We start from the raw sequence: 18,684 nt of genomic DNA, 5'->3' as shown, positions 1-18,684 counted from the left end.
CTGATGTCTGGGACGGTTGTCTTGCTACCGTGGGGCCATGGGACATCGCGAAGATCTGCTCGAAGGCGCCAAGAAGTGCCTGGTCGAGAAGGGGTTCGTGCGCACGACCGCGCGCGACATCGTCAGCGCCTCGGGAACCAACCTGGCGTCCATCGGCTACCACTACGGCTCGAAGGACGCCCTGCTCACCCAGGCCTTCATCGGCCTGATGGAGGAGTGGGGCGCCGTCTTCCAGGGCGGCCTGGAGGGTGAGGGCGGGTCGCTGGAGCGGTTCCGCGCCTTCTGGGAGGGCGTCCTCGCGGCACACGAGAAGTCGGGTCCGGTCTGGGCGGCCAGCCTGGAGGTGGCGCTCGGCAGGGACCAGCGGCCGGAACTGCGGTCCATGCTCGCCGCCTCGCAGGCCGAGGGGCGCCGCGGCCTGATCTCCATCCTGACCGGCACCCCCGAGGACCAGCTCGACGACCGGGACGTGCGCACGCTCGGCACCTTCTACCAGGCGCTGCTGAACGGCCTGATGATCCAGTGGCTGTTCGATCCGGAGTCGGCGGCCACGGCGGAGGAGTTCACCGAGGGCATGCGCCGGGCGGCCGAGGCGATGACGCGTCCCCGGGGTTGCGGGGACGGGGAGTAAGCGGAAGCGGGAACCACCGCCGACGGCGTCCCGTCCCACCCCCGAATCGGCCCGGGGCGAGGGGGAGTCGACGTGGCGAGAGCCGGTGCGGGAGCGGGGGCGGGAACGGGAACGAGGAGCTGGGCGAGGGACGGTTCCGGGCCCGCGGTGCGCGTGAGCGTACTGGCGGCAGGCCCGGCGGCGGTGGTCCCGACGGCAACGGCGGTGGCGCCACGCTCACGCTGTCGCTCCAGAACGCGGCTCGGGCGTACGGGGAGCTGGACCGGGGCCCGGACGGCGAACCCGCGCTGGCGGTCACGGACGTCCGCTTCGGCGAGACCGCCGTACGCACCAGCCGCGGCCCGGCCCGGGTGCCGGCCCGGCTGTTCACCGTTGCGGGGTACGTCCTGGAGGGCGCCGACACCGTGGTGCTGGCCGGCCGGATCGTGGCCGACGCCCAACCGGGCACGTCCTGCGACGCGGCGACGCGCATGGAGACGGTCCCGGTCACGCCGGCCCGGCCGCTGGGCGCCCGGCTCGTCATAGACGCCGCGACGGGCGCACTCCTCAGGGAGCCGCGGCCGCAGGTGGCGCGCGCGACCGCCACACCGTGACGACCACCTCCGCCCGTGCGTGCTCCACTTCGAGGTATCTGATGGCCTCGGGCACCTCGCGGAGCGCACAGGTACGGTCGAGCACCGGGGGTCGTGGCGCGCGGTCGCCGCGGGTGAAGTCCTCCCGGGAGTGGCCGACGACGCGGTCGGCGCCGAGGGGCCGGACCACGTCCCCGTTCCGCGGACCCGATCCGAACGGCGAAGGCGGCCAACCCGCCTGACGTGCCGTTGACCCGTCCGCGCGCCGGACCTTCACCTTCGGCCCGCCGGGCCCGTACGGGTCGCCCCGCATGAGGTGCGAGTCGCGCGCGTCGACCGCGGCCGCGCGGACCCGCACCGGCACCTGGTGGCCGCCGGGCACCGGCCGTTCGGCCTCCCTCAACTCCGGTACGCCGGGGGAGCCGTACCGGTCCGGTGCCGGCAGGCCGGAGATCCCCTACGTCAGGCGGGCGGCCTTCAGGGCCATGTGGAGCAGCAGGCGGTCCTCGCCCTCGTCCAGATCGAGCCCGGTCAGCTGCTCCACCCGGGCGAGGCGGTAGTAGAGGGTCTGGCGGTGGATGCCCAGGGCGGCCGCCGCGCGGCCCGCCTGGCCGGCGCAGTCCAGGAACACCTCGGCGGTGCGGGCGAGTTCGCGGTGCGCCGGAGCCAGCAGGGCGCGCGCCGCCGGATCGTCCACCGGATCGGCGGCGAGCGTCGCCAACAGCCGGTACGGGCCGATCGCCGACCACTGGGCGACCGGGCCGAGCCGGGGCTGCGCGACGGCCGCCCGGGCCGCGGCGACGGCCTGCTCCCAGGCGGCGGGCAGCTCCGCGAGGCCCCGGACGGGGTCGGCGACACCCGCGGTCATCCGGCGGGCCGGCCCGGCCGGGAGCCTGGCCCCGCCCTTGGCCGCCGCGGTCGCCTTCCCGGCTGCGCCCGCCTTCCCCGCTGGGCCCGCCTTGCCCGCCGCGCCCGCCTTGGCCGTTCCGCCAGGGCCGGCGGCTCCGCCCGGGCCGCCCGCTCCGGCCGTCCCCGCCGGTTCCGCCGCGCGCGGCAGCAGCCGGGCCACCGCCGTCAGGGCCGGGGCCAGCGCGTCCGTCGAGCGCAGCCGGAGCAGGACCGCCAGGGCCAGCTCGCCGGCCGAGCCCGCCTCGTGCTCGCCTGCGCCCCGCCGCGGTACGAGGCACACGGCTGCCGCGCCCGGTACCGACGCGGGAGCCTCCCCGGACCACGGCGCCACGCAGACCGCCGCGTGCAGCCCGTCCCCGCCCGGGCCGAGGGCGGCCCGCAGCGCGGCCACCGCCATGTCCTGCTGCCAGCCCCGCCCGGCCGTGAGCACCGCCTGGAACTCCCGCGACAGGTCGGCCCCCGCCTTCGCCTCCTCGGCGAGCAGCACCCCGATCCGCTGGGCCACCTCCATGGCCGCGGCCAGGGCCGCCGGCTCGGGGCCGGGCTTTCCGGGCTCCTGGTCGAGGAGCCACACGTAGCCCTGCACGATGCCCCGAAACCGCACCGGCAGGCAGATCCGCCCCCGGAACACCCCCGCGTCGGGCGCCGCCGGGATCCGGACGGGACCGGTGGCGCGGGCGATGCCGAAGCCCTCGAACCAGGAACGGACGGCCGCCGTCGACTGCCGCGTCAGGATCGAGCGGGTCCGTACGGGGTCCATCGCGAGATCGTCATCGCTGTCGTGCGCGCCGAAGGCGATGAGGCGGAAGTCCCGGTTCTCCAGGGTCGCCGGGGCGCCGAGCAGCGCCGAGATCTCGTCCACCAGGTCCTGGTAATCGCCCTTCACCCCGACATTCTCCCACCCCGGGACCGACCCTTCAGACAGATGTATGAGATCCGGGACACGGATGCGTGACAGCTGTCGATGGCAGAGGATCAAAGCGATCCTTAGGTTTCACGGTGGTTTTACTTGCGCTTTTCTTCTGCCACCCGCTGGAGGTGCCCCCGTGCTGGGTCCCGTGATCCTCGCCGCTTCGCGCAGCGACAAGATGCGCCGTATCGTCTCTGCCGCCCCGGTGACCAAGCCCGTGGTGAACCGTTTCATCCCCGGCGAGACGGTCGACCAGGTCATCCCGATCGTGGAGGACCTCACGCGTAACGGCCTCGAGGTCACCCTCGACGTCGTCGGCGAGGACATCACCGAGGTGGAGCAGTCCTACGCCGCCCGGGACGCCTACCTCCAGCTCATCGAGCGCCTCGCGGAGCTCGGCCTCGGCGAGAAGGCCGAGATGTCCGTGAAGCTGTCGATGTTCGGCCAGGCGCTGGAGGGCGGCCACGAGCTGGCCCTCGCCAACGTCCGCCCGGTCGTCGAGGCCGCGGCCGCCATCGGCACCACCGTGACGCTCGACGCCGAGGACCACACCACCCTCGACTCGATGTTCGCCATCCACGAGGAGCTGCGCCGGGACTTCCCGCAGACCGGCTGCGTGATCCAGGCGTACCTCTTCCGCACCGAGGCCGACGCCCGCCGCCTGGCCGCCGCCGGCAGCCGCGTCCGGATCGTCAAGGGCGCCTACAAGGAGCCCGCCGAGGTCGCGTACCAGGACAAGGCGGAGATCGACAAGGCGTACGTCCGGATCATGAAGATCCTGATGGAGGGCGAGGGCTACCCGATGATCGGGTCCCACGACCCGCGGCTGATCGCCATCGGCCAGGAACTGGCCCGGCAGGCCGGGCGCAAGCTGGACGAGTACGAGTTCCAGATGCTGTACGGCATCCGCAGCGAAGAGCACCTGCGGCTCGCCGCCGAGGGCCACCGGATGCGGGTGTACACCGCGTACGGGACGGACTGGTACGGCTACTTCATGCGCCGCCTCGCGGAGAAGCCGGCCAACCTGCTGTTCTTCCTCCGCTCGATGATCACCAAGAACTAGCCAAGAACTAGGTCAAGGAGTTACCAGCCCCATGGATGCTGTGACCCAGGTCCCCGCGCCGGTCAACGAGCCGGTCCACTCGTACGCCCCCGGCACCCCGGAGCGCGCGCGGCTCGAAGCACAGCTCAAGCAGCTGTCCGAGAACCCGATCGACCTCCCGATGACGATCAACGGCGTCAAGCGGATGGGCGGCGGCGAGCGCTTCGACGTGGTCCAGCCGCACGACCACAAGTCGGTGCTCGGCACCTTCGCCAACGCCACCCAGGACGACGCGCAGGAGGCCATCGACGCCGCCCTCGCCGCCGCCCCGGCCTGGCGCTCGATGTCCTTCGACGATCGCGCCGCGATCATCCTGCGCGCCGCCGAGCTGCTGTCCGGCCCGTGGCGCGAGAAGCTCGCCGCCTCGACCATGCTGGGCCAGTCCAAGACCGCCCAGCAGGCCGAGATCGACACCCCGTGCGAGCTCGTCGACTTCTGGCGCTTCAACGTCCACTTCGCCCGCCAGATCCTGGCCGAGCAGCCGGTCGCGAACTCCGCCGGCGTGTGGAACCGCAGCGACCACCGCCCGCTCGAGGGCTTCGTCTACGCGATCACGCCGTTCAACTTCACGGCCATCGCGGGCAACCTGCCGACCGCCCCCGCCCTCATGGGCAACGTGGTCCTGTGGAAGCCGTCCCCGACGCAGACCCACTCCGCGGTCCTCCTCATGGAGCTCCTGGAGGAGGCCGGCCTGCCCAAGGGCGTCATCAACCTGGTGACCGGCGACGGCATCGCCGTCTCCGAGGTGGCCCTGAACCACCCCGAGCTGGCCGGCATCCACTTCACCGGCTCGACCAAGACCTTCCAGTACCTGTGGAAGACGGTCGGCAACAACATCGAGAAGTACAAGTCCTACCCGCGCCTCGTCGGCGAGACCGGCGGCAAGGACTTCGTCGTCGCGCACCCGTCCGCGGACCGCGCCGTCCTGAAGACCGCCCTGACCCGCGGTTCCTTCGAGTTCCAGGGCCAGAAGTGCTCGGCGTCCTCGCGCGCCTACGTCCCGGCCTCGATCTGGAACGACGGCTTCAAGGAGGCCTTCGCGGCCGAGGTCGACGGCATCGCCATGGGTGACGTCCGCGACCTGACCAACTTCATCGGCGCCGTCATCGACGAGCGTTCTTTCGCGAAGAACAAGGCCGCGATCGACCGCGCGATCGCCGACCCGACCTGCGAGATCATCGCCGGCGGCACCTACGACGACTCGGAGGGCTACTTCGTCCGCCCGACCGTCATCGCGTGCACCGACCCGGAGAACGAGGTCTTCACGACCGAGTACTTCGGCCCGATCCTCGCCGTGCACGTCTACGAGGACGCCGACTTCGACGCGATGCTGGCGCAGATGGAGTCCGTCTCGGCGTACGCCCTGACCGGCTCGATCATCGCGGCGGACCGTTACGCGGCGGCGGACGCGATGGAGAAGCTCCGCTTCGCGGCGGGCAACTTCTACATCAACGACAAGTCCACGGGCGCCGTGGTCGGCCAGCAGCCGTTCGGCGGCGGCCGTGCCTCGGGCACGAACGACAAGGCGGGCGCGGCGACCAACCTGCAGCGCTGGACCTCGACCCGCTCCATCAAGGAGACCCTGGTCGCGCCGACCGAGTACGGCTACCCCCACATGGGCTGAGCTCCGCCCCGCTGAACCCCGCCCCCGCTCCGGTACCCCCAAGTCCGGAGCGGGGGCGGTATCCATTTCCCGACCGGGCAACTCCTGCTAACCTGGGCCCAGTTGTCGTGTACGGCGACCAGCTCCGCTACCCGGGCCCGGTGACCTGGGGGAGCCAAGGGCTCTGACGAGTTCCCGTACGGGGTGGGACAGACACCGCTGGGAGATACGCAACCTCTACGCGCCCGTACCGGGACCGGCGTCCGGGGAGACGTATGTCCAGGCGTACAGACAACCACCACCGCGCCGCGGCCATCTGCCGCGCAGCCACCGGACTGCCGCACCGCACCTGCCTCGGCTGGGCGGATGCGGGGCTGATCGGCTACCGCCAACCGGTCCCGGACGCCGAGGACGAGGCGCAGCGCCTTCTGGAGTCGCTTCTGTTGGCCGAGCTCGCCGACGGGCTCCGTGAGAGCGAGCGCCGGGACGGGGCCCTCTTCGGCTTCACCTCCGCCCGGCCGGCCCGGACCGGACTGTCCCTCGGACTGCACCCGGCCATGGCGGACCGGGTCCTGTCCACAGTGCTGCCGCGCATCGACGAGCACTACGGCGGACTCCGCGGGGTGCCGGGGCTGCGCATCGTCCCGACGGGGCGGAGCTGGACCTTGACCCACCTACGGGGCCGGGCCGCGGTCCATCTGGTGCACCCCGACCCGGACTGGCGCCCGGTGCTGCCGGAACACGGCGACGGGCTGACGCAGCTGTGGCGGCGCAACCGCCACCGCCTGCACCCAGCCGAGGCGGCGGACCTGCGGGAGCGCGCCGGCGCAGCGGCCGATCCCGGATCGGCCACGGCCCAGGACTGGCTGAACAGCCGGCTCCTGAGGCGCCCACGACTGCTGGGCGAGGCCGGGGCCGCGCACGGGTCGGCGAACGTCTACACCCACGGCGGCGGGGACGTGGTCGTCGAGTGGTGCTGTGCCGTGGAACGGGACGAACTGGAGCGGCGGCTGCGCCGGAGCGGCCTGGCGCAGCGGCCGGGCCGGATCCCCGAGCGGCTGCGGGACCAGCCGTGGTTCCCCGGTGAGATCGCGATGGGCGGAGCCTTCGTCACCCTGCGGCGCGGGCCCTGCTACGCCCCGGACGCCTCGGCGCGGAGGGCGTTCTGATGCTGACCGCGGTGATCGTGACGGCGGCCGTGCTCGGGGTGAGCAAGGTCGTGCGGGACTGGTTGATCCTGCGGCAGGTGAGGGCGGCCATGGAGGCCGGGACCTCGGAGGACCGGGTGCGGATCGGGATGCGGCTCGCGGAGGCGCTCGGCGGCGGTCAGTCCGGGCAGCCCGGGCCGTCCCCGGAGCCGCCCGCCGGGGAGGTCGTCACACCTCCACGATGACCTGGTCGAGGGACTTGCGGATCAGGTCGGGGACCTCGCAGTCGGCCGCGGGGTAGCCGACCGGGATGACCGCGAAGGCCTTCTCGTTCTCCGGGCGCTTCAGGACGTGGCTCAGGAAGCGCATCGGGCTCGGGGTGTGGATCAGCGCGGCGAGGCCCGACAGGTGGAGGGCGGACAGGAGCATGCCGACCGCGATGCCGACCGACTCGTCGACGTAGTAGTGCTTGTGCTTCGTGCCGTCCGGGCCGAGCCAGTAGCGCTGCTGGAAGACCACGATCAGCGCCGGGGCGTCGGTGAGGTGGGTCTTCACGGCGTCGGTGCCGAGCGGGCGCAGGGCGGCCAGCCATTCGTCGCCGAGGCGGCCGTCGTAGGAGATCAGCTCCTCCTGCTCGGCGGCCGCGCGGATCTGCTCCCGTACGGCCGGGTCCTTGACCAGGACGAAGGTCCACGGCTGCTGGTGCGCCCCGGACGGCGCGGTCGCCGCGCACGCGATCGCGTCCCTGACGACCTGTTCGGGCACCGGGTCGGGGGAGAAGTGGCGTACGGTCCGCCGCTCGTCCATGCGGGCCCGCAACTCGGCGGCGCGCGCGAGCGATTCGCCGCTCGCCATCCGCTCGGGCCGGTACGGGGCGGGACGGTACGGCTGGCCGTGGATCGGGGTCCACTGCTGGGTTTCGGGCGACATGGGGCGAGTCTGCCGGGGCAATGGTCCAGACCGCCAGGGTCGCGTCGGCCGATTCCGGCCGGTGGACGGCGTCCGGCGTCCGCAATGCGCTCCTTGGTACGGTCGCGGGATGAGCGACTGGGACGCCGACGCCGTACGGGCGCGGCTGCGCGCGAAGGTCCTCCGGTACGAGCTGCGCGCGCCGCTCCCGGAGGCGGAGGTCCGGGCCTTCGAGGCGGAACACGGCATCCGGCTGCCCGAGGAGTACCGGACGTTCGTCACGACGGTCGGCGACGGCCCCGCGGGCCCCGAATACGGGCTGATGCCGCTGGTCACCCCGCGCCCGGAGGCCGACGACGACTGGGCGGTGGACGGGGAGTGGGAGGACGACCGGCGGCCGGGCCGGCTGGCCGCGCCCTGCCCGATCAGGGAACCCCGTCCGTTCGACGTGAACCGGAGGTTCGACGAGCGCGAGGGGCTGACCCTGGGCACGCTCACGCTGGCCGAGCAGGGGTGCGGCATGTATTCGAGGCTGATCCTCAACGGGCCGCTGGCCGGCCAGGTCTGGCACCTGGACCAGGACTTCGGGACCTGCATGCCCGAGAGCCCGGACTTCCGCACCTGGTACACCGACTGGCTGGAGAAGTGACGGACGTGCGCGTCGCACACACCGCCGGGCTGACCGGCGACGAGCTCCGCGAGGTGCGGGCCCTGCTCGACGAGGCCTTCGAGGGGGACTTCGGAGACGAGGACTTCGAGCACGCCCTCGGCGGGATGCACGTGCTGGTCCGGGACGCGGGCGGCGCGCTCGTCGCGCACGGCAGCGTGGTGCAGCGCCGGGTCGTGCACGGCGGGCGGGCCCTGCGGACCGGGTACGTCGAGGCCGTCGCCGTACGGGCCGGCTCGCGGCGGCGGGGCCTCGGCGGGCAGGTCATGGCCGAGCTCGAACGGATCGTCGCGCGGGCCTACGTGCTGGGCGCCCTGTCGGCGTCGGAGGACGGGGCCGGGCTCTACCTCGGCCGCGGCTGGGCGGTGTGGCCGGGCCGGGTCGGGGCGCTGTCGCCGGACGGGCCGGTGCGCCTCCCCGAGGAGGAGGGGTCCACCTACGTGTGGGTGCCGCCCGGCGGGATCCGGCTGGATCCGGCCGGGCGGCTTGACTTCGACTGGCGGGACGGGGACGTGCTCTAGCGGGCAGGGATCACGAGCCCGAGATGCTCGGCGCCCCCGACTCGACGTGGCCCGTGTAGCGGCGCGACCAGGTGCCGTCGGAGTCGGCCAGGACCGTGAAGTCGTACCAGCCGTTGCTGTAGGCCACGGCGTTGAAGTAGTCCTCGCGCGAGGAGTTCGCCGGGACGGTGTACGTCCAGGGGCCGTCCGTGCGGTAGGCGTTCGGGCGGATCGTGAAGGTGACGGGGGAGGCGGAGGAGTTCGTCATCCTGAAGTAGACCGCCGTCTTGCCGGTCCCCGGCTCGACCGCGAAGCGGGCCGCCACCTCGACGTCCTTGCCCGCCTTCGACGCGTCGCCGATGAAGCGGCGCAGGAAGCGGTTCGGCCCGTGCATCGAGATGTCGTACTTGCCCGAGCCGTGGCCGAGGCCGATGTTGAAGTAGTCGGATCCCGTGGCGCCCGGGTCGACCGTGTACTGCCAGGCCGCCGTGTCCCGGTGCTGGTGCGGGTGGATCGAGAAGTGCGCCGGCCGCTTCGCCTCCGCGCCCTGGTTGGTCATCGAGAACCACGCCAGGATCTTGCCGGCCGCCCCGAACTCGAAGCGGTCCAGGTTGCCGTTGACCTGGTACGGCAGGGCCCGCGCCCGGCGGGTGCCGGGCTCCTGCGCCGGGAGGGCGTTGTCCTGCGGCGCCGGGTTGGGCAGCGGGCCGCAGGTCGACTGGCCGATGACCTTGGCGGTGGAGGGGAGGCCGGCGGGGACCCCGTAGACCGGGTGCGCGAAGTCGAAGACGCCGGTCAGGTCGCCGACCACCTTGCGGCGCCAGGCGCTGATGTTCGGACAGGCGGCCGGGGTGCCGAGGGCGGCCGTCCACTTCTCCATGAACCGCAGGACGGAGGTGTGGTCGAAGACCTCCGAGCTCACCCAGCCGCCGCGGGTCCACGGGGACATCACGATCATCGGGACGCGGAAGCCGAGCCCGATCGGGACGCCGTCCAGGTACTCGCCCGGGGTGCCGGGCGGGGCGATGGGCGGGGGCACGTGGTCGAAGAAGCCGTCGTTCTCGTCGTAGTTGAGGAAGAGGACCGTGGAGTCGAAGACCTCCGGGTCCGCGGCCAGGGCGCGGTAGACGAGGTCGACGAAGCGGGCGCCGTCACCGGGCGGGGCGTAGGGGTGCTCCGAGAAGGCCTCGTTGGCGACGACCCAGGACACCTGGGGGAGGGTGCCCGCGACGACGTCGGCGCGGATCGCGGCCGCGATGTCGTCCGGGGTGGAGCCGGTGACCTTGGGGACCGAGCCCATGCCCCGGTCCCACAGCGGGTTGCCGGGGGCGGCGTCCGTGAACTTCTTGAAGTAGGCCAGGCCGTTGTCCCCGTAGTTGTCCTGGGCGTTCTGGTAGACCTTCCAGCTCATGCCAGCCCGCTGGAGGGCCTCCGCGTACGTCTCCCAGGTCAGCCCGGACTCGTCGCCGCCGTCCTTGCTGGAGGCGTCGATCTTGCCGCTCCACAGGAAGGTGCGGTTGGGGCCGGTCGCGCTGAGGGTGGAGCAGAAGTAGGCGTCGCAGATCGTGTAGTTGTCGGCGAGGCCGTAGTGGAAGGGGATGTCCCCCCGGTCCAGGTACCCGAGGGTGCGGGTGTTGCCGACGCCGGTGACCCAGTTGTCCATCCGGCCCTTGTTCCAGGCCCCGTGCTGCGAGCTCCAGCTGTGCGGGAGGTCGCCGTTGCACTGGGCCAGGGTCTCGCCGTCGACGCCGCCGGCCGGCGGGGTGGAGCTGAGCTTCCAGGGGTACTGGCGGCCGCCCCAGTTGGGCTGGTTGAACATGCCCCAGCCGCCCGGGATGTTGCCCGCGGCGCGGTCGCCGAACCCGCGGACGCCCTTCAGCCTGCCGAAGTAGTGGTCGAAGCTGCGGTTCTCCTGCATGAGGATCACCACGTGCTTCACGTCGGTGATGGTGCCGGTCGCGGCGGCCGCGGCCGCCGTCGTCGGCAGCGCCGCGGGCAGCGCGGCCCCCGCCATGAGCCCGGCGCCGATTCCCACGAACCCTCTGCGGCTGATCGGTGTCACTGGCCCCTCGCCTCCAACTCAAGTGCCCCGCTGGCACATTGACGGCAAGAGTGACGGGGGTCGCGCCAAAGGTCTACATCCGTGCAGTAAGAGTTCGGTGAACTTCCGGGTGGCTGGAATCAGCCGGCGATCCGCGTGGGCCTCTTGTCCGGATCCGTGGCGCGGAGCAGGCGCCGCACGGCCTCCGTGAGGTGGTCGAATCCCTGCGCAACGGTGGTATCGGTACCGATCCGGCCGCTGCGCGGACGAGTGACGGGCCGGCCCTCCGGCGCGCCCTTCGGATTGGTGTGATCGCGAACCAATGCCCCGTCCCGGTGGGGAGGCCGCGCGTCGTGCGGATCACCTGTCCGGCTCCCCGGCGGCCGGTGGGGAGCGTGGCATGCGTCACTCGGGTGGAATGGGGTCGCATCCGCCCCACCTGGGCTCCTACCAGGGGAATTCTGCTCAGTGAGGGGGTGAAGCGGACCCTCGGCGGGAGGCCTTCCGGGGGGTTTGCCGTCTCAGATAGTAGGAAGTCCGAGTAATTGCCGAGACATACAGCGAGACCTGCCCTAGCTTTGTAGGAGCCGAACGTCTCGCCGATCCGGCGAATGGCGGCCGAGAGCGCGCGCCCCTGGCAGGCAACCCCTGCGGCGCACTGCTCCCCGCCTCTTCCGGCGCCTTGAAGGAACCCCTCATCCGTGGCCCCGCCACGCCGTGATCTCAAGGAGTCGATCACCATGAACGCAACCACCGCCGTCCGTCGCGTCCGCCACACCTCCGCCTCGGCCGCCGATCGCAAGAACGCCGCCGCCGCCCTCCAGCGCGCCCTCGACCGCCGTGACAACGGCGGGTCGACCGGCCACTGAGCCACCCCCGGCGGACATATTGCGTCCACATGATGGACGCAATATGTCTGAGGGCTGGGACAGGGAGTACGGTTTCGCCATGTCGACCAGCATCAATCTCGCAGTGATCCCCGGTGATGGCATCGGCCAGGAAGTCGTGGCTCAGGGACTCAAGGTCCTTACCGCGGTCCTGCCCCAGGATGTGAAGCTGGAGACCAAGCAATACGATCTCGGCGCCCAGCGCTGGCACCGCACCGGTGAGACCCTCCCGGACGCGGAACTCGAAGCCCTCAAGCACCACGACGCGATCCTCCTCGGCGCCATCGGCGACCCGTCGGTCCCGTCCGGCGTGCTGGAGCGCGGCCTGCTGCTGAAGCTCCGCTTCGCCTTCGACCACTTCATCAACCTGCGCCCGTCGAAGCTGTTCCCCAACACCGCCACCCCGCTGGCCGGCCGCCCGGACATCGACTTCGTCGTGGTCCGCGAGGGCACCGAGGGCCCGTACACCGGCAACGGCGGCAGCCTGCGCACCGGCACCCCCGCCGAGGTGGCCACCGAGGTCAGCCTCAACACCGCGTACGGCGTGGAGCGCGTGGTCCGCGACGCGTACGAGCGGGCCAACTCCCGCCCCCGCAAGAAGCTGACGCTGGTCCACAAGAACAACGTCCTCGTGTATGCCGGTCACCTGTGGAAGAACATCTTCGACAAGGTCGGCCAGGAGTACCCCGAGGTCACCACCGATTACCTGCACGTCGACGCCGCGACGATCTTCTTCGTCACCCAGCCCGACCGCTTCGACGTCATCGTCACGGACAACCTCTTCGGTGACATCCTCACCGACCTGGCCGCCGCCGTGACCGGCGGAATCGGCCTCGCCGCCTCCGGGAACATCAACCCGACCGGCGCCTTCCCGTCCATGTTCGAGCCCGTCCACGGCTCTGCCCCGGACATCGCCGGCACCGGCAAGGCCGACCCGACCGCGACGATCCTCTCCGTCGCCCTCCTGCTGCGCCACCTCGGCTACGAGGCCCAGGCCGCCCGCATCGAGGACGCGGTCTCCGCCGACCTGGCGGAGCGCGACGGCACCTTCCGCTCCACCGACGCGATCGGCGACGCGCTCGCCGCTCGCGTAGCCGGCTGACCCGGCAGCTCCACCTCAGGAAGGAAGCCGCCGGGTCACAATGGGACCTGGCGGCTTTTCCTGTGCGGCCCCGGGTGCCACCATCTCCCCTGGGCCGCAGTCCCCGCTTCTCCGGAGCCTCCCCGCGCGCGATAATCGAACGCGAGGCCGCGGAATGCGGGGAAGCTCGGACGTCCTAGTACGCCGTGAGCGCGGTCCGCCATACACAACCGGTGAAGGACAAGCACTCATGACGACGCCCACGATCGAGCTCAAGCCCTCCTCGACCCCGCTGTCCGATGCGGAGCGCGAGGCGATCCTGGCCAGCCCCGGCTTCGGCCGCCACTTCACCGACCACATGGTGACGATCAAGTGGACCGAGGGCCGCGGCTGGCACGATGCCGAGCTGGTCCCGTACGCGCCGCTCTCGATCGACCCGGCGAACATGACCCTGCACTACGCGCAGACGATCTTCGAGGGTCTCAAGGCGTACCGCCAGCCCGACGGCACCGTGGCCACCTTCCGTCCCGAGGCCAACGCCGCCCGCTTCCAGGCCTCCGCCCGCCGCATGGCGATGCCGGAACTGCCAGCCGACCTGTTCATCGAGGCCTGTGACGCGCTCATCAAGCAGGACCGCGCCTGGGTGCCGGACTCCGGCGAGGCTTCCCTGTACCTGCGGCCGTTCATGTTCGCCTCCGAGGTCGGCCTCGGCGTCCGCCCGGCCAACGAGTTCCTCTTCATCGTCATCGCCTCTCCCGCCGGCGCGTACTTCCCCGGCGGCGTCAAGCCCGTCTCCGTCTGGCTCTCCGAGGACTACGTCCGCGCGGTCAAGGGCGGCACCGGCGCGGCCAAGACCGGCGGCAACTACGCGGCCTCGCTGGTCGCGCAGGCCCAGGCGGCCTCGCACGGCTGCGACCAGGTGGTCTGGCTCGACGCCGTCGAGCACCGCTGGATCGAGGAGATGGGCGGGATGAACCTGTACTTCGTGTACGGCGACCGCATCGTCACCCCGGAGCTCACCGGCTCGCTCCTTCCCGGAATCACCCGGGACTCCCTCCTCACCATCGCCCGCGACCTCGGCTACACCGCCGAGGAGGGCCGCCTGACCACCGAGGACTGGCAGCGCGACAACGCGAACGGCACCCTCACCGAGGTGTTCGCCTGCGGCACCGCCGCCGTCATCACCCCGGTCGGCTCGGTCAAGTCCGAGCGCGCCAACTGGACCCAGGGCGACGGCGAGCCCGGCGAGGTCACCATGCGGCTGCGCAAGGCGCTCCTGGAGCTCCAGACCGGCCACAGCGCCGACACCCACGGCTGGATGCACCCGCTCGGCTAGTCCGCGGCGCTCCTGAAACGGACCGAAGGCCCCCCGCAGGTGGTGCGGGGGGCCTTCGGCCGTTCCGGTGGGGCGGGGGAGAGGGCGTGGTCAGTGCTTCCCGTCCGCCTCGTCCTCGTCCGGCCGCGGCTTCCGGTTCGCCGCGTCCGGGCCGCCCAGGGCCATCACGGTGTCACCGAAGACGTAGGCCAGGCCCGCGACCCCCTTGACGATCTTCGTTGCCACGTACGCGAGCTCTTCCACGACGCCTCCCCGTGTCGTCCGCGGCGGCCCTTCCCTATTCGGCCGCCACCATGGCCTGCCCCGCCGGCTCGGCGGCCGGTGCCGCCTGCGGCCGGACCGTCAGCGCGGTGTAGACCGCGCCGCCGACCAGCCCCGACAGGATGAAACTGCAGTCCACCCCGCCGGTGAGGGCCAGCAGCGGGCCCTCGTACACCGGGGTCGACACGGCGGCCAGTCCCACGGCCGCGCCGGCCGCCCAGGAGGCGGTGGCGCGGAGGTTCCAGCCACCGCTGTACCAGTAGACGCCGCCGCGGGCGCGACGGTTGAACACCTGGAGGGCATCGGGGTCGTAGACCCCGCGGCAGCGCACGTACCCGATGAGGGTGATGACGGCCCACGGGGTGCCGATCGCGGTCAGCAGCAGCACGAAGGAGGTCATCGCGGACTGCACGTCCCACTCGAAGGAGCCGAAGAACACGAAGGCGGTGGCGACGGCCGCGGCGACCAGGGTGGCGGTGGTGCGGGTGGCCCGGGGCACGATCGCGTCGAGGTCCAGGCCCATGGAGTAGAGCATCAGTCCGGCATTGCCCACCGAACCGGCCGCGGCGGCGACCAGCAGCGGGACCAGGTACCAGAACGGCGCGGTCTCGACGAGCGGGCCGGCGTAGTCCAGCCCCGCCCTGGCGGCCAGCGCGGTGTAGGTACCGAACAGCTGCGGTATCAGCAGGCCGATCAGCAGGCCGAAGGCGGTCGCCCAGAGCACCTTGCGGGAGCCGTGCCGGCGCGGGGAGATGTAGCGGGTGTAGTCGCCGAGCAGGGTGATGAAGGCGACGGGCCCGCTGAGCCCGGCGGCGACGGCGGCCAGCAGCCACGTCGGCCAGAAGGAGCCGAGCAGGTACGAGGTCTCCGGCGGGGCGGCGGTGGTGAAGTCCGGGGCGTAGGCGAGGAAGCCGACGGCCAGCAGGACCACCATGCCGATGGAGAGCACCTTGCTCATGCGCAGCAGCAGCCGGTAGCCGAAGACGGCCCCGACGACGGTACAGGCGGCGAGCGCTCCGTACATCGCCGCCCGCGAGACGCCGGTGTCCGGCAGCCCGGTGAGCCGAGAGAGGGCGCCCACCATCACGTCGCCGCCGATCCACAGGGTGAGCGCCGTGTAGCCGAGCGAGAGCAGCAGACCCACCACCGAGCCGACGAGCCGGCCGCGGACACCGAACTGGGCGCCGCTGGAGGTGGAGAGGTTGGTCGCGGTGCGCAGGGAGACGAGCGCCAGCGGCGCGGTGAAGGCGATGCCGACGAGCGTGCCGGTCACGATGGCGGTGACCGAGGGCCACAGGCCCAGTCCGAAGGACGGGGGCAGCCAGCCGAAGACGATCACACCGAGGCAGAGGTTGGAGCCGAGGAGGATCGAGATCAGGTCACGGGGACCGCTCGTCCGCTCCTCCTCCGGGATGGTGTCGACTCCGCGCTGTTCGATGGGCATGGGGGGACTCCCTTGGCAGGGCGGGGGGTGGTTCGCATTTGTTTGAGCGACACTCAATGTGACTCAAGCCGGTGTCCCAGGTCAATGATTCCCTACAACGAAATGAGGAGTTAGAGTGATGCTCTAACCCATCGACTCAAGAGGTGGTGGATCGGCGTGCGGCTGACCCCTACGGAGCGCGACCGGCTGCTGCTCCGCAGCGCAGCGGAACTGGCCAGGGCCCGGCGGGCCCGTGGCCTGAAACTCAACGTCCCGGAGGCCACCGCGCTGATCGCGGACACGGTCTGCGAGGCCGCGCGCGACGGCAAGCGGCTCGCGGACGCCATCGAGGAGGCCCGCAGCGCGCTGGGCCCCGGCGACGTCCTGCCGGGCGTCGCCGACGTGGTCACCGAGGTGCACGTGGAGGCCGTCTTCGACGACGGATCCCGCCTCGCGGTGGTCTCATCGCCCATCCGGGGCGCGCAGCCGCTCGGCGACGACGCCCCGGGCGCGGTCGTCCCCGGTCCCGGCGTCCCCCAGCCGGAGCCGGTGGTGCACCTGCGCGTGCGCAACACCGCCGCCGTGCCGGTGAGCGTCACCTCCCACTTCCACTTCTTCGAGGCCAACCCGCGGCTCGACTTCGACCGCGCCGCGGCCTACGGGATGCGGCTGTGCGTGCCGGCGGGCTCCTCCGTACGGTTCGACCCGCACGGCGAGGGCGAGGTGGGCCTCGTCCCCATCGGCGGCGACCGCATCGCGATCGGCTTCGCCGGCCTGGTGGACGGCCCGCTGGACGCCCCCGGAGCGAAGGCGCTCGCGCTGGCTCGGGCCGAGGCGTGCGGCTACCTGGGCGCGTCCGCCGAGGAGCCGGCCCCCGCTTCCCCCACCCCTCAAGCCGGACGGGCCGGACAGGCCGGACAGGCCGACGGCACCGACCGAGCGGACGGAGCGCAGACGTGAGCAGGCAGACCCCGCACAGCGATCACAGCGCACACTGCGCGCCCGGCAGCCGGCACATCGACCCGCACGAGTACGCCTCCGTCTTCGGCCCCCGCGCCGGGGACCGGGTCCGGCTCGGCGACTCCGGGCTGACCGTCCGGGTGGAGTCGGACGCGCAGAAGCCCGGTGACGAGTTCCTGGCCGGTTTCGGGAAGACCGCCCGTGACGGCCTTCATCTGAAGGCGGCGGCGGTCCGCGAGACCTGCGACGTGGTGATCAGCAACGTGCTGGTCATCGACGCCGTCCTGGGCATCCGCAAGGTGTCCATCGGCATCCGCGAGGGCCGGATCCACGCGATCGGCCGGGCCGGCAATCCCGACACCCTCGACGGCGTGGACGTCGTCGTCGGCACCGGCACGTCGATCGTCTCGGGCGAGGGCCTGATCGCCACCGCCGGCGCCGTGGACACCCACGTCCACCTGCTCTCCCCGCGGATCATGGAGGCCTCCCTCGCCGCGGGCGTCACCACGATCATCGGCCAGGAGTTCGGCCCGGTCTGGGGCGTCGGCGTCAACTCCCCGTGGGCGCTGAAGCACGCCTTCAACGCCTTCGACGCCTGGCCCGTCAACATCGGTTTCCTGGCCCGGGGTTCTTCTTCGGACGCGGCTCCGCTGGTGGAGGCCCTGGCCGAGGGCGGGGCGTCGGGTTTCAAGGTCCATGAGGACATGGGTGCGCACACCCGCGCGCTGGACACCGCGCTGCGGGTGGCCGAGGAGCACGACGTGCAGGTCGCCCTGCACTCGGACGGTCTCAACGAGTGCCTTTCCGTCGAGGACACCCTGCGCGTGCTGGACGGCCGGACCATCCACGCCTTCCACATCGAGGGCTGCGGCGGCGGGCACGTGCCCAACGTGCTGAAGATGGCGGGCGTGGCGAACGTCATCGGCTCCTCCACCAACCCCACCCTGCCCTTCGGCCGGGACGCGGTGGCCGAGCACTACGGCATGATCGTCTCCGTCCACGACCTCAAGCCGGACCTGCCGGGCGACGCCGCCATGGCCCGTGACCGGATCCGGGCCGGCACGATGGGCGCCGAGGACGTGCTCCACGACCTCGGGGCGATCGGCATCACCTCCTCCGACGCCCAGGGCATGGGCCGGGCGGGGGAGACCATCCGCCGCACCTTCGCCATGGCCGCCAAGATGAAGGGCGAACTCGGACCGCTCGCCGGTGACGGCGAGGGCGATGACAACGCCCGCGTGCTGCGCTACATGGCCAAGCTGACGATCAACCCGGCCATCGCCCACGGCCTGGCCCACGAGATCGGCTCCATCGAGGTCGGCAAGCTCGCCGACATCGTGCTGTGGCGCCCCCAGTTCTTCGGCGCCAAACCCCAGCTCGTCCTCAAGTCGGGCTTCCCCGCGTACGGGGTCACCGGCGACCCCAACGCCGCCACCGACACCTGCGAACCGCTGGTGCTCGGCCCGCAGTTCGGCTCGTACGGGGCCACTGCGGCCGACATCTCCGTGGCCTTCGTCTCCGCCGCGGCCGCCGCGCTCGGCTCCGACGAGATGCCGACCCGCCGGCGCCGGGTCGCCGTCCGCGGCACCCGCGGCATCGGCCCCAAGGACCTGCTCCTCAACTCCCGGGTGGGCGCGGTCGATGTGGACGCGCGCAGCGGACTCGTCTCCCTCGACGGGGAACCGCTGCGCTCCGAAGCCGCCGAGTCGGTCTCCCTCAACCGCCTGTACTTCTTGTAAGTGCA

General features: G+C 72.0%; 18 protein-coding genes. 13 read left to right on the top strand and 5 right to left on the bottom strand.

The window, feature by feature from the left end; all coding sequences use genetic code 11:
• Positions 1-37: 37 nt before the first annotated feature.
• Both RIU97_RS12465 and RIU97_RS12460 read left to right on the top strand, forming a co-directional pair.
• Positions 38-631 carry a TetR/AcrR family transcriptional regulator gene (locus RIU97_RS12465; RefSeq protein WP_404956175.1) on the top strand — a complete coding sequence of 198 codons (594 nt, stop codon included), beginning with the start codon at positions 38-40 and terminating at the stop codon, positions 629-631.
• 350 nt (positions 632-981) lie between these two features.
• Entirely contained in the window at positions 982-1,224 is a 243-nt protein-coding gene (locus RIU97_RS12460; protein WP_404956173.1) for a hypothetical protein, read from the top strand.
• A 436-nt stretch (positions 1,225-1,660) separates the two neighbouring features.
• Here the strand turns inward: RIU97_RS12460 and RIU97_RS12455 are convergent, their stop codons facing one another.
• A complete protein-coding gene (locus RIU97_RS12455; protein ID WP_404956171.1) occupies positions 1,661-2,998 on the bottom strand; it encodes a PucR family transcriptional regulator in 1,338 nt (445 codons plus the stop codon).
• A gap of 160 nt (positions 2,999-3,158) precedes the next feature.
• On the opposite strand from RIU97_RS12455, the gene RIU97_RS12450 reads away from it, so the two are divergent.
• The 4 genes from RIU97_RS12450 (at position 3,159) to RIU97_RS12435 (ending at position 7,120) form a co-directional block, all read left to right on the top strand.
• Complete coding sequence (locus tag RIU97_RS12450) at positions 3,159-4,085, top strand: proline dehydrogenase family protein (RefSeq protein ID WP_383563467.1); 927 nt, start codon at positions 3,159-3,161, stop codon at positions 4,083-4,085.
• Positions 4,086-4,116: 31 nt separating this feature from the next.
• Positions 4,117-5,748, top strand: a complete 1,632-nt coding sequence (pruA, locus tag RIU97_RS12445; RefSeq protein ID WP_404956168.1) for an L-glutamate gamma-semialdehyde dehydrogenase — start codon at positions 4,117-4,119, stop codon at positions 5,746-5,748.
• Between the two features lie 254 nt (positions 5,749-6,002).
• Positions 6,003-6,896, top strand: a complete 894-nt coding sequence (locus tag RIU97_RS12440; protein WP_404956166.1) for a hypothetical protein — start codon at positions 6,003-6,005, stop codon at positions 6,894-6,896.
• Complete coding sequence (locus tag RIU97_RS12435) at positions 6,896-7,120, top strand: hypothetical protein (RefSeq protein WP_404956163.1); 225 nt, start codon at positions 6,896-6,898, stop codon at positions 7,118-7,120. Before RIU97_RS12440 ends, RIU97_RS12435 begins: the two co-directional genes overlap by 1 nt.
• Here the strand turns inward: RIU97_RS12435 and RIU97_RS12430 are convergent.
• On the bottom strand, positions 7,104-7,805 hold the full coding sequence (locus tag RIU97_RS12430; RefSeq protein WP_404956161.1) for a nitroreductase family protein: 702 nt from the start codon (positions 7,803-7,805) through the stop codon (positions 7,104-7,106). The two genes, RIU97_RS12435 and RIU97_RS12430, sit on opposite strands and share 17 nt — an antisense overlap.
• Positions 7,806-7,914: 109 nt before the next feature.
• Here RIU97_RS12430 and RIU97_RS12425 point away from each other — a divergent pair, with 109 nt between their 5' ends.
• Both RIU97_RS12425 and RIU97_RS12420 read left to right on the top strand, forming a co-directional pair.
• On the top strand, positions 7,915-8,433 hold the full coding sequence (locus tag RIU97_RS12425; protein WP_404956159.1) for an SMI1/KNR4 family protein: 519 nt from the start codon (positions 7,915-7,917) through the stop codon (positions 8,431-8,433).
• Complete coding sequence (locus RIU97_RS12420; RefSeq protein ID WP_404956157.1) at positions 8,430-8,972, top strand: GNAT family N-acetyltransferase; 543 nt, start codon at positions 8,430-8,432, stop codon at positions 8,970-8,972. The genes RIU97_RS12425 and RIU97_RS12420 overlap by 4 nt, the downstream gene beginning before the upstream one ends.
• Before the next feature lie 10 nt (positions 8,973-8,982).
• Here RIU97_RS12420 and RIU97_RS12415 read toward each other — a convergent pair whose 3' ends face one another.
• On the bottom strand, positions 8,983-11,013 hold the full coding sequence (locus tag RIU97_RS12415; protein WP_404956155.1) for a phosphocholine-specific phospholipase C: 2,031 nt from the start codon (positions 11,011-11,013) through the stop codon (positions 8,983-8,985).
• Between the two features lie 719 nt (positions 11,014-11,732).
• Here RIU97_RS12415 and RIU97_RS12410 point away from each other — a divergent pair.
• From RIU97_RS12410 to RIU97_RS12400, 3 genes are all read left to right on the top strand, one after another.
• Positions 11,733-11,861 carry a hypothetical protein gene (locus tag RIU97_RS12410; protein ID WP_327416609.1) on the top strand — a complete coding sequence of 43 codons (129 nt, stop codon included), beginning with the start codon at positions 11,733-11,735 and terminating at the stop codon, positions 11,859-11,861.
• Positions 11,862-11,940: 79 nt separating this feature from the next.
• The gene (locus tag RIU97_RS12405; protein WP_319722205.1) at positions 11,941-12,981 is read left to right on the top strand and encodes a 3-isopropylmalate dehydrogenase; all 1,041 of its coding nucleotides are present in this window, start codon (positions 11,941-11,943) and stop codon (positions 12,979-12,981) included.
• Positions 12,982-13,210: 229 nt separating this feature from the next.
• Positions 13,211-14,296, top strand: coding sequence for a branched-chain amino acid aminotransferase (locus RIU97_RS12400; RefSeq protein ID WP_404956151.1), 1,086 nt, complete (start codon positions 13,211-13,213; stop codon positions 14,294-14,296).
• A 90-nt stretch (positions 14,297-14,386) separates the two neighbouring features.
• On the opposite strand, the gene RIU97_RS12395 is transcribed toward RIU97_RS12400, so the two are convergent.
• Both RIU97_RS12395 and RIU97_RS12390 read right to left on the bottom strand, forming a co-directional pair.
• Positions 14,387-14,539, bottom strand: a complete 153-nt coding sequence (locus RIU97_RS12395; protein WP_404956150.1) for a hypothetical protein — start codon at positions 14,537-14,539, stop codon at positions 14,387-14,389.
• Between the two features lie 34 nt (positions 14,540-14,573).
• Complete coding sequence (locus RIU97_RS12390; RefSeq protein WP_404956148.1) at positions 14,574-16,001, bottom strand: cytosine permease; 1,428 nt, start codon at positions 15,999-16,001, stop codon at positions 14,574-14,576.
• A gap of 156 nt (positions 16,002-16,157) precedes the next feature.
• On the opposite strand from RIU97_RS12390, the gene ureA reads away from it, so the two are divergent.
• Both ureA and RIU97_RS12380 read left to right on the top strand, forming a co-directional pair.
• Positions 16,158-16,940, top strand: a complete 783-nt coding sequence (gene ureA, locus RIU97_RS12385; protein WP_404956145.1) for an urease subunit gamma — start codon at positions 16,158-16,160, stop codon at positions 16,938-16,940.
• Positions 16,941-16,996: 56 nt separating this feature from the next.
• Positions 16,997-18,679 carry an urease subunit alpha gene (locus RIU97_RS12380; RefSeq protein WP_404962821.1) on the top strand — a complete coding sequence of 561 codons (1,683 nt, stop codon included), beginning with the start codon at positions 16,997-16,999 and terminating at the stop codon, positions 18,677-18,679.
• The last annotated feature ends 5 nt before the right edge of the window (positions 18,680-18,684 follow it).

This window comes from Streptomyces sp. 147326 (genome assembly GCF_045000215.1).
Classification (GTDB): Bacteria; Actinomycetota; Actinomycetes; order Streptomycetales; family Streptomycetaceae; genus Streptomyces.
The sequence above is the reverse complement of the archived record's forward strand: the minus strand, read 5'-3'. Positions and strand labels throughout refer to the sequence as shown.

What these genes read in the sequence shown, in the direction of transcription:
- RIU97_RS12465 (WP_404956175.1), top strand. Translation starts at nt 38, where the DNA reads ATGGGACATCGCGAAGATCTGCTCGAAGGCGCCAAGAAGTGCCTGGTC.
- pruA (WP_404956168.1), top strand. Translation starts at nt 4,117, where the DNA reads ATGGATGCTGTGACCCAGGTCCCCGCGCCGGTCAACGAGCCGGTCCAC.
- RIU97_RS12440 (WP_404956166.1), top strand. Translation starts at nt 6,003, where the DNA reads ATGTCCAGGCGTACAGACAACCACCACCGCGCCGCGGCCATCTGCCGC.
- RIU97_RS12435 (WP_404956163.1), top strand. Translation starts at nt 6,896, where the DNA reads ATGCTGACCGCGGTGATCGTGACGGCGGCCGTGCTCGGGGTGAGCAAG.
- RIU97_RS12430 (WP_404956161.1), bottom strand. Translation starts at nt 7,805, where the DNA reads ATGTCGCCCGAAACCCAGCAGTGGACCCCGATCCACGGCCAGCCGTAC.
- RIU97_RS12425 (WP_404956159.1), top strand. Translation starts at nt 7,915, where the DNA reads ATGAGCGACTGGGACGCCGACGCCGTACGGGCGCGGCTGCGCGCGAAG.
- RIU97_RS12410 (WP_327416609.1), top strand. Translation starts at nt 11,733, where the DNA reads ATGAACGCAACCACCGCCGTCCGTCGCGTCCGCCACACCTCCGCCTCG.
- RIU97_RS12405 (WP_319722205.1), top strand. Translation starts at nt 11,941, where the DNA reads ATGTCGACCAGCATCAATCTCGCAGTGATCCCCGGTGATGGCATCGGC.
- RIU97_RS12400 (WP_404956151.1), top strand. Translation starts at nt 13,211, where the DNA reads ATGACGACGCCCACGATCGAGCTCAAGCCCTCCTCGACCCCGCTGTCC.
- RIU97_RS12390 (WP_404956148.1), bottom strand. Translation starts at nt 16,001, where the DNA reads ATGCCCATCGAACAGCGCGGAGTCGACACCATCCCGGAGGAGGAGCGG.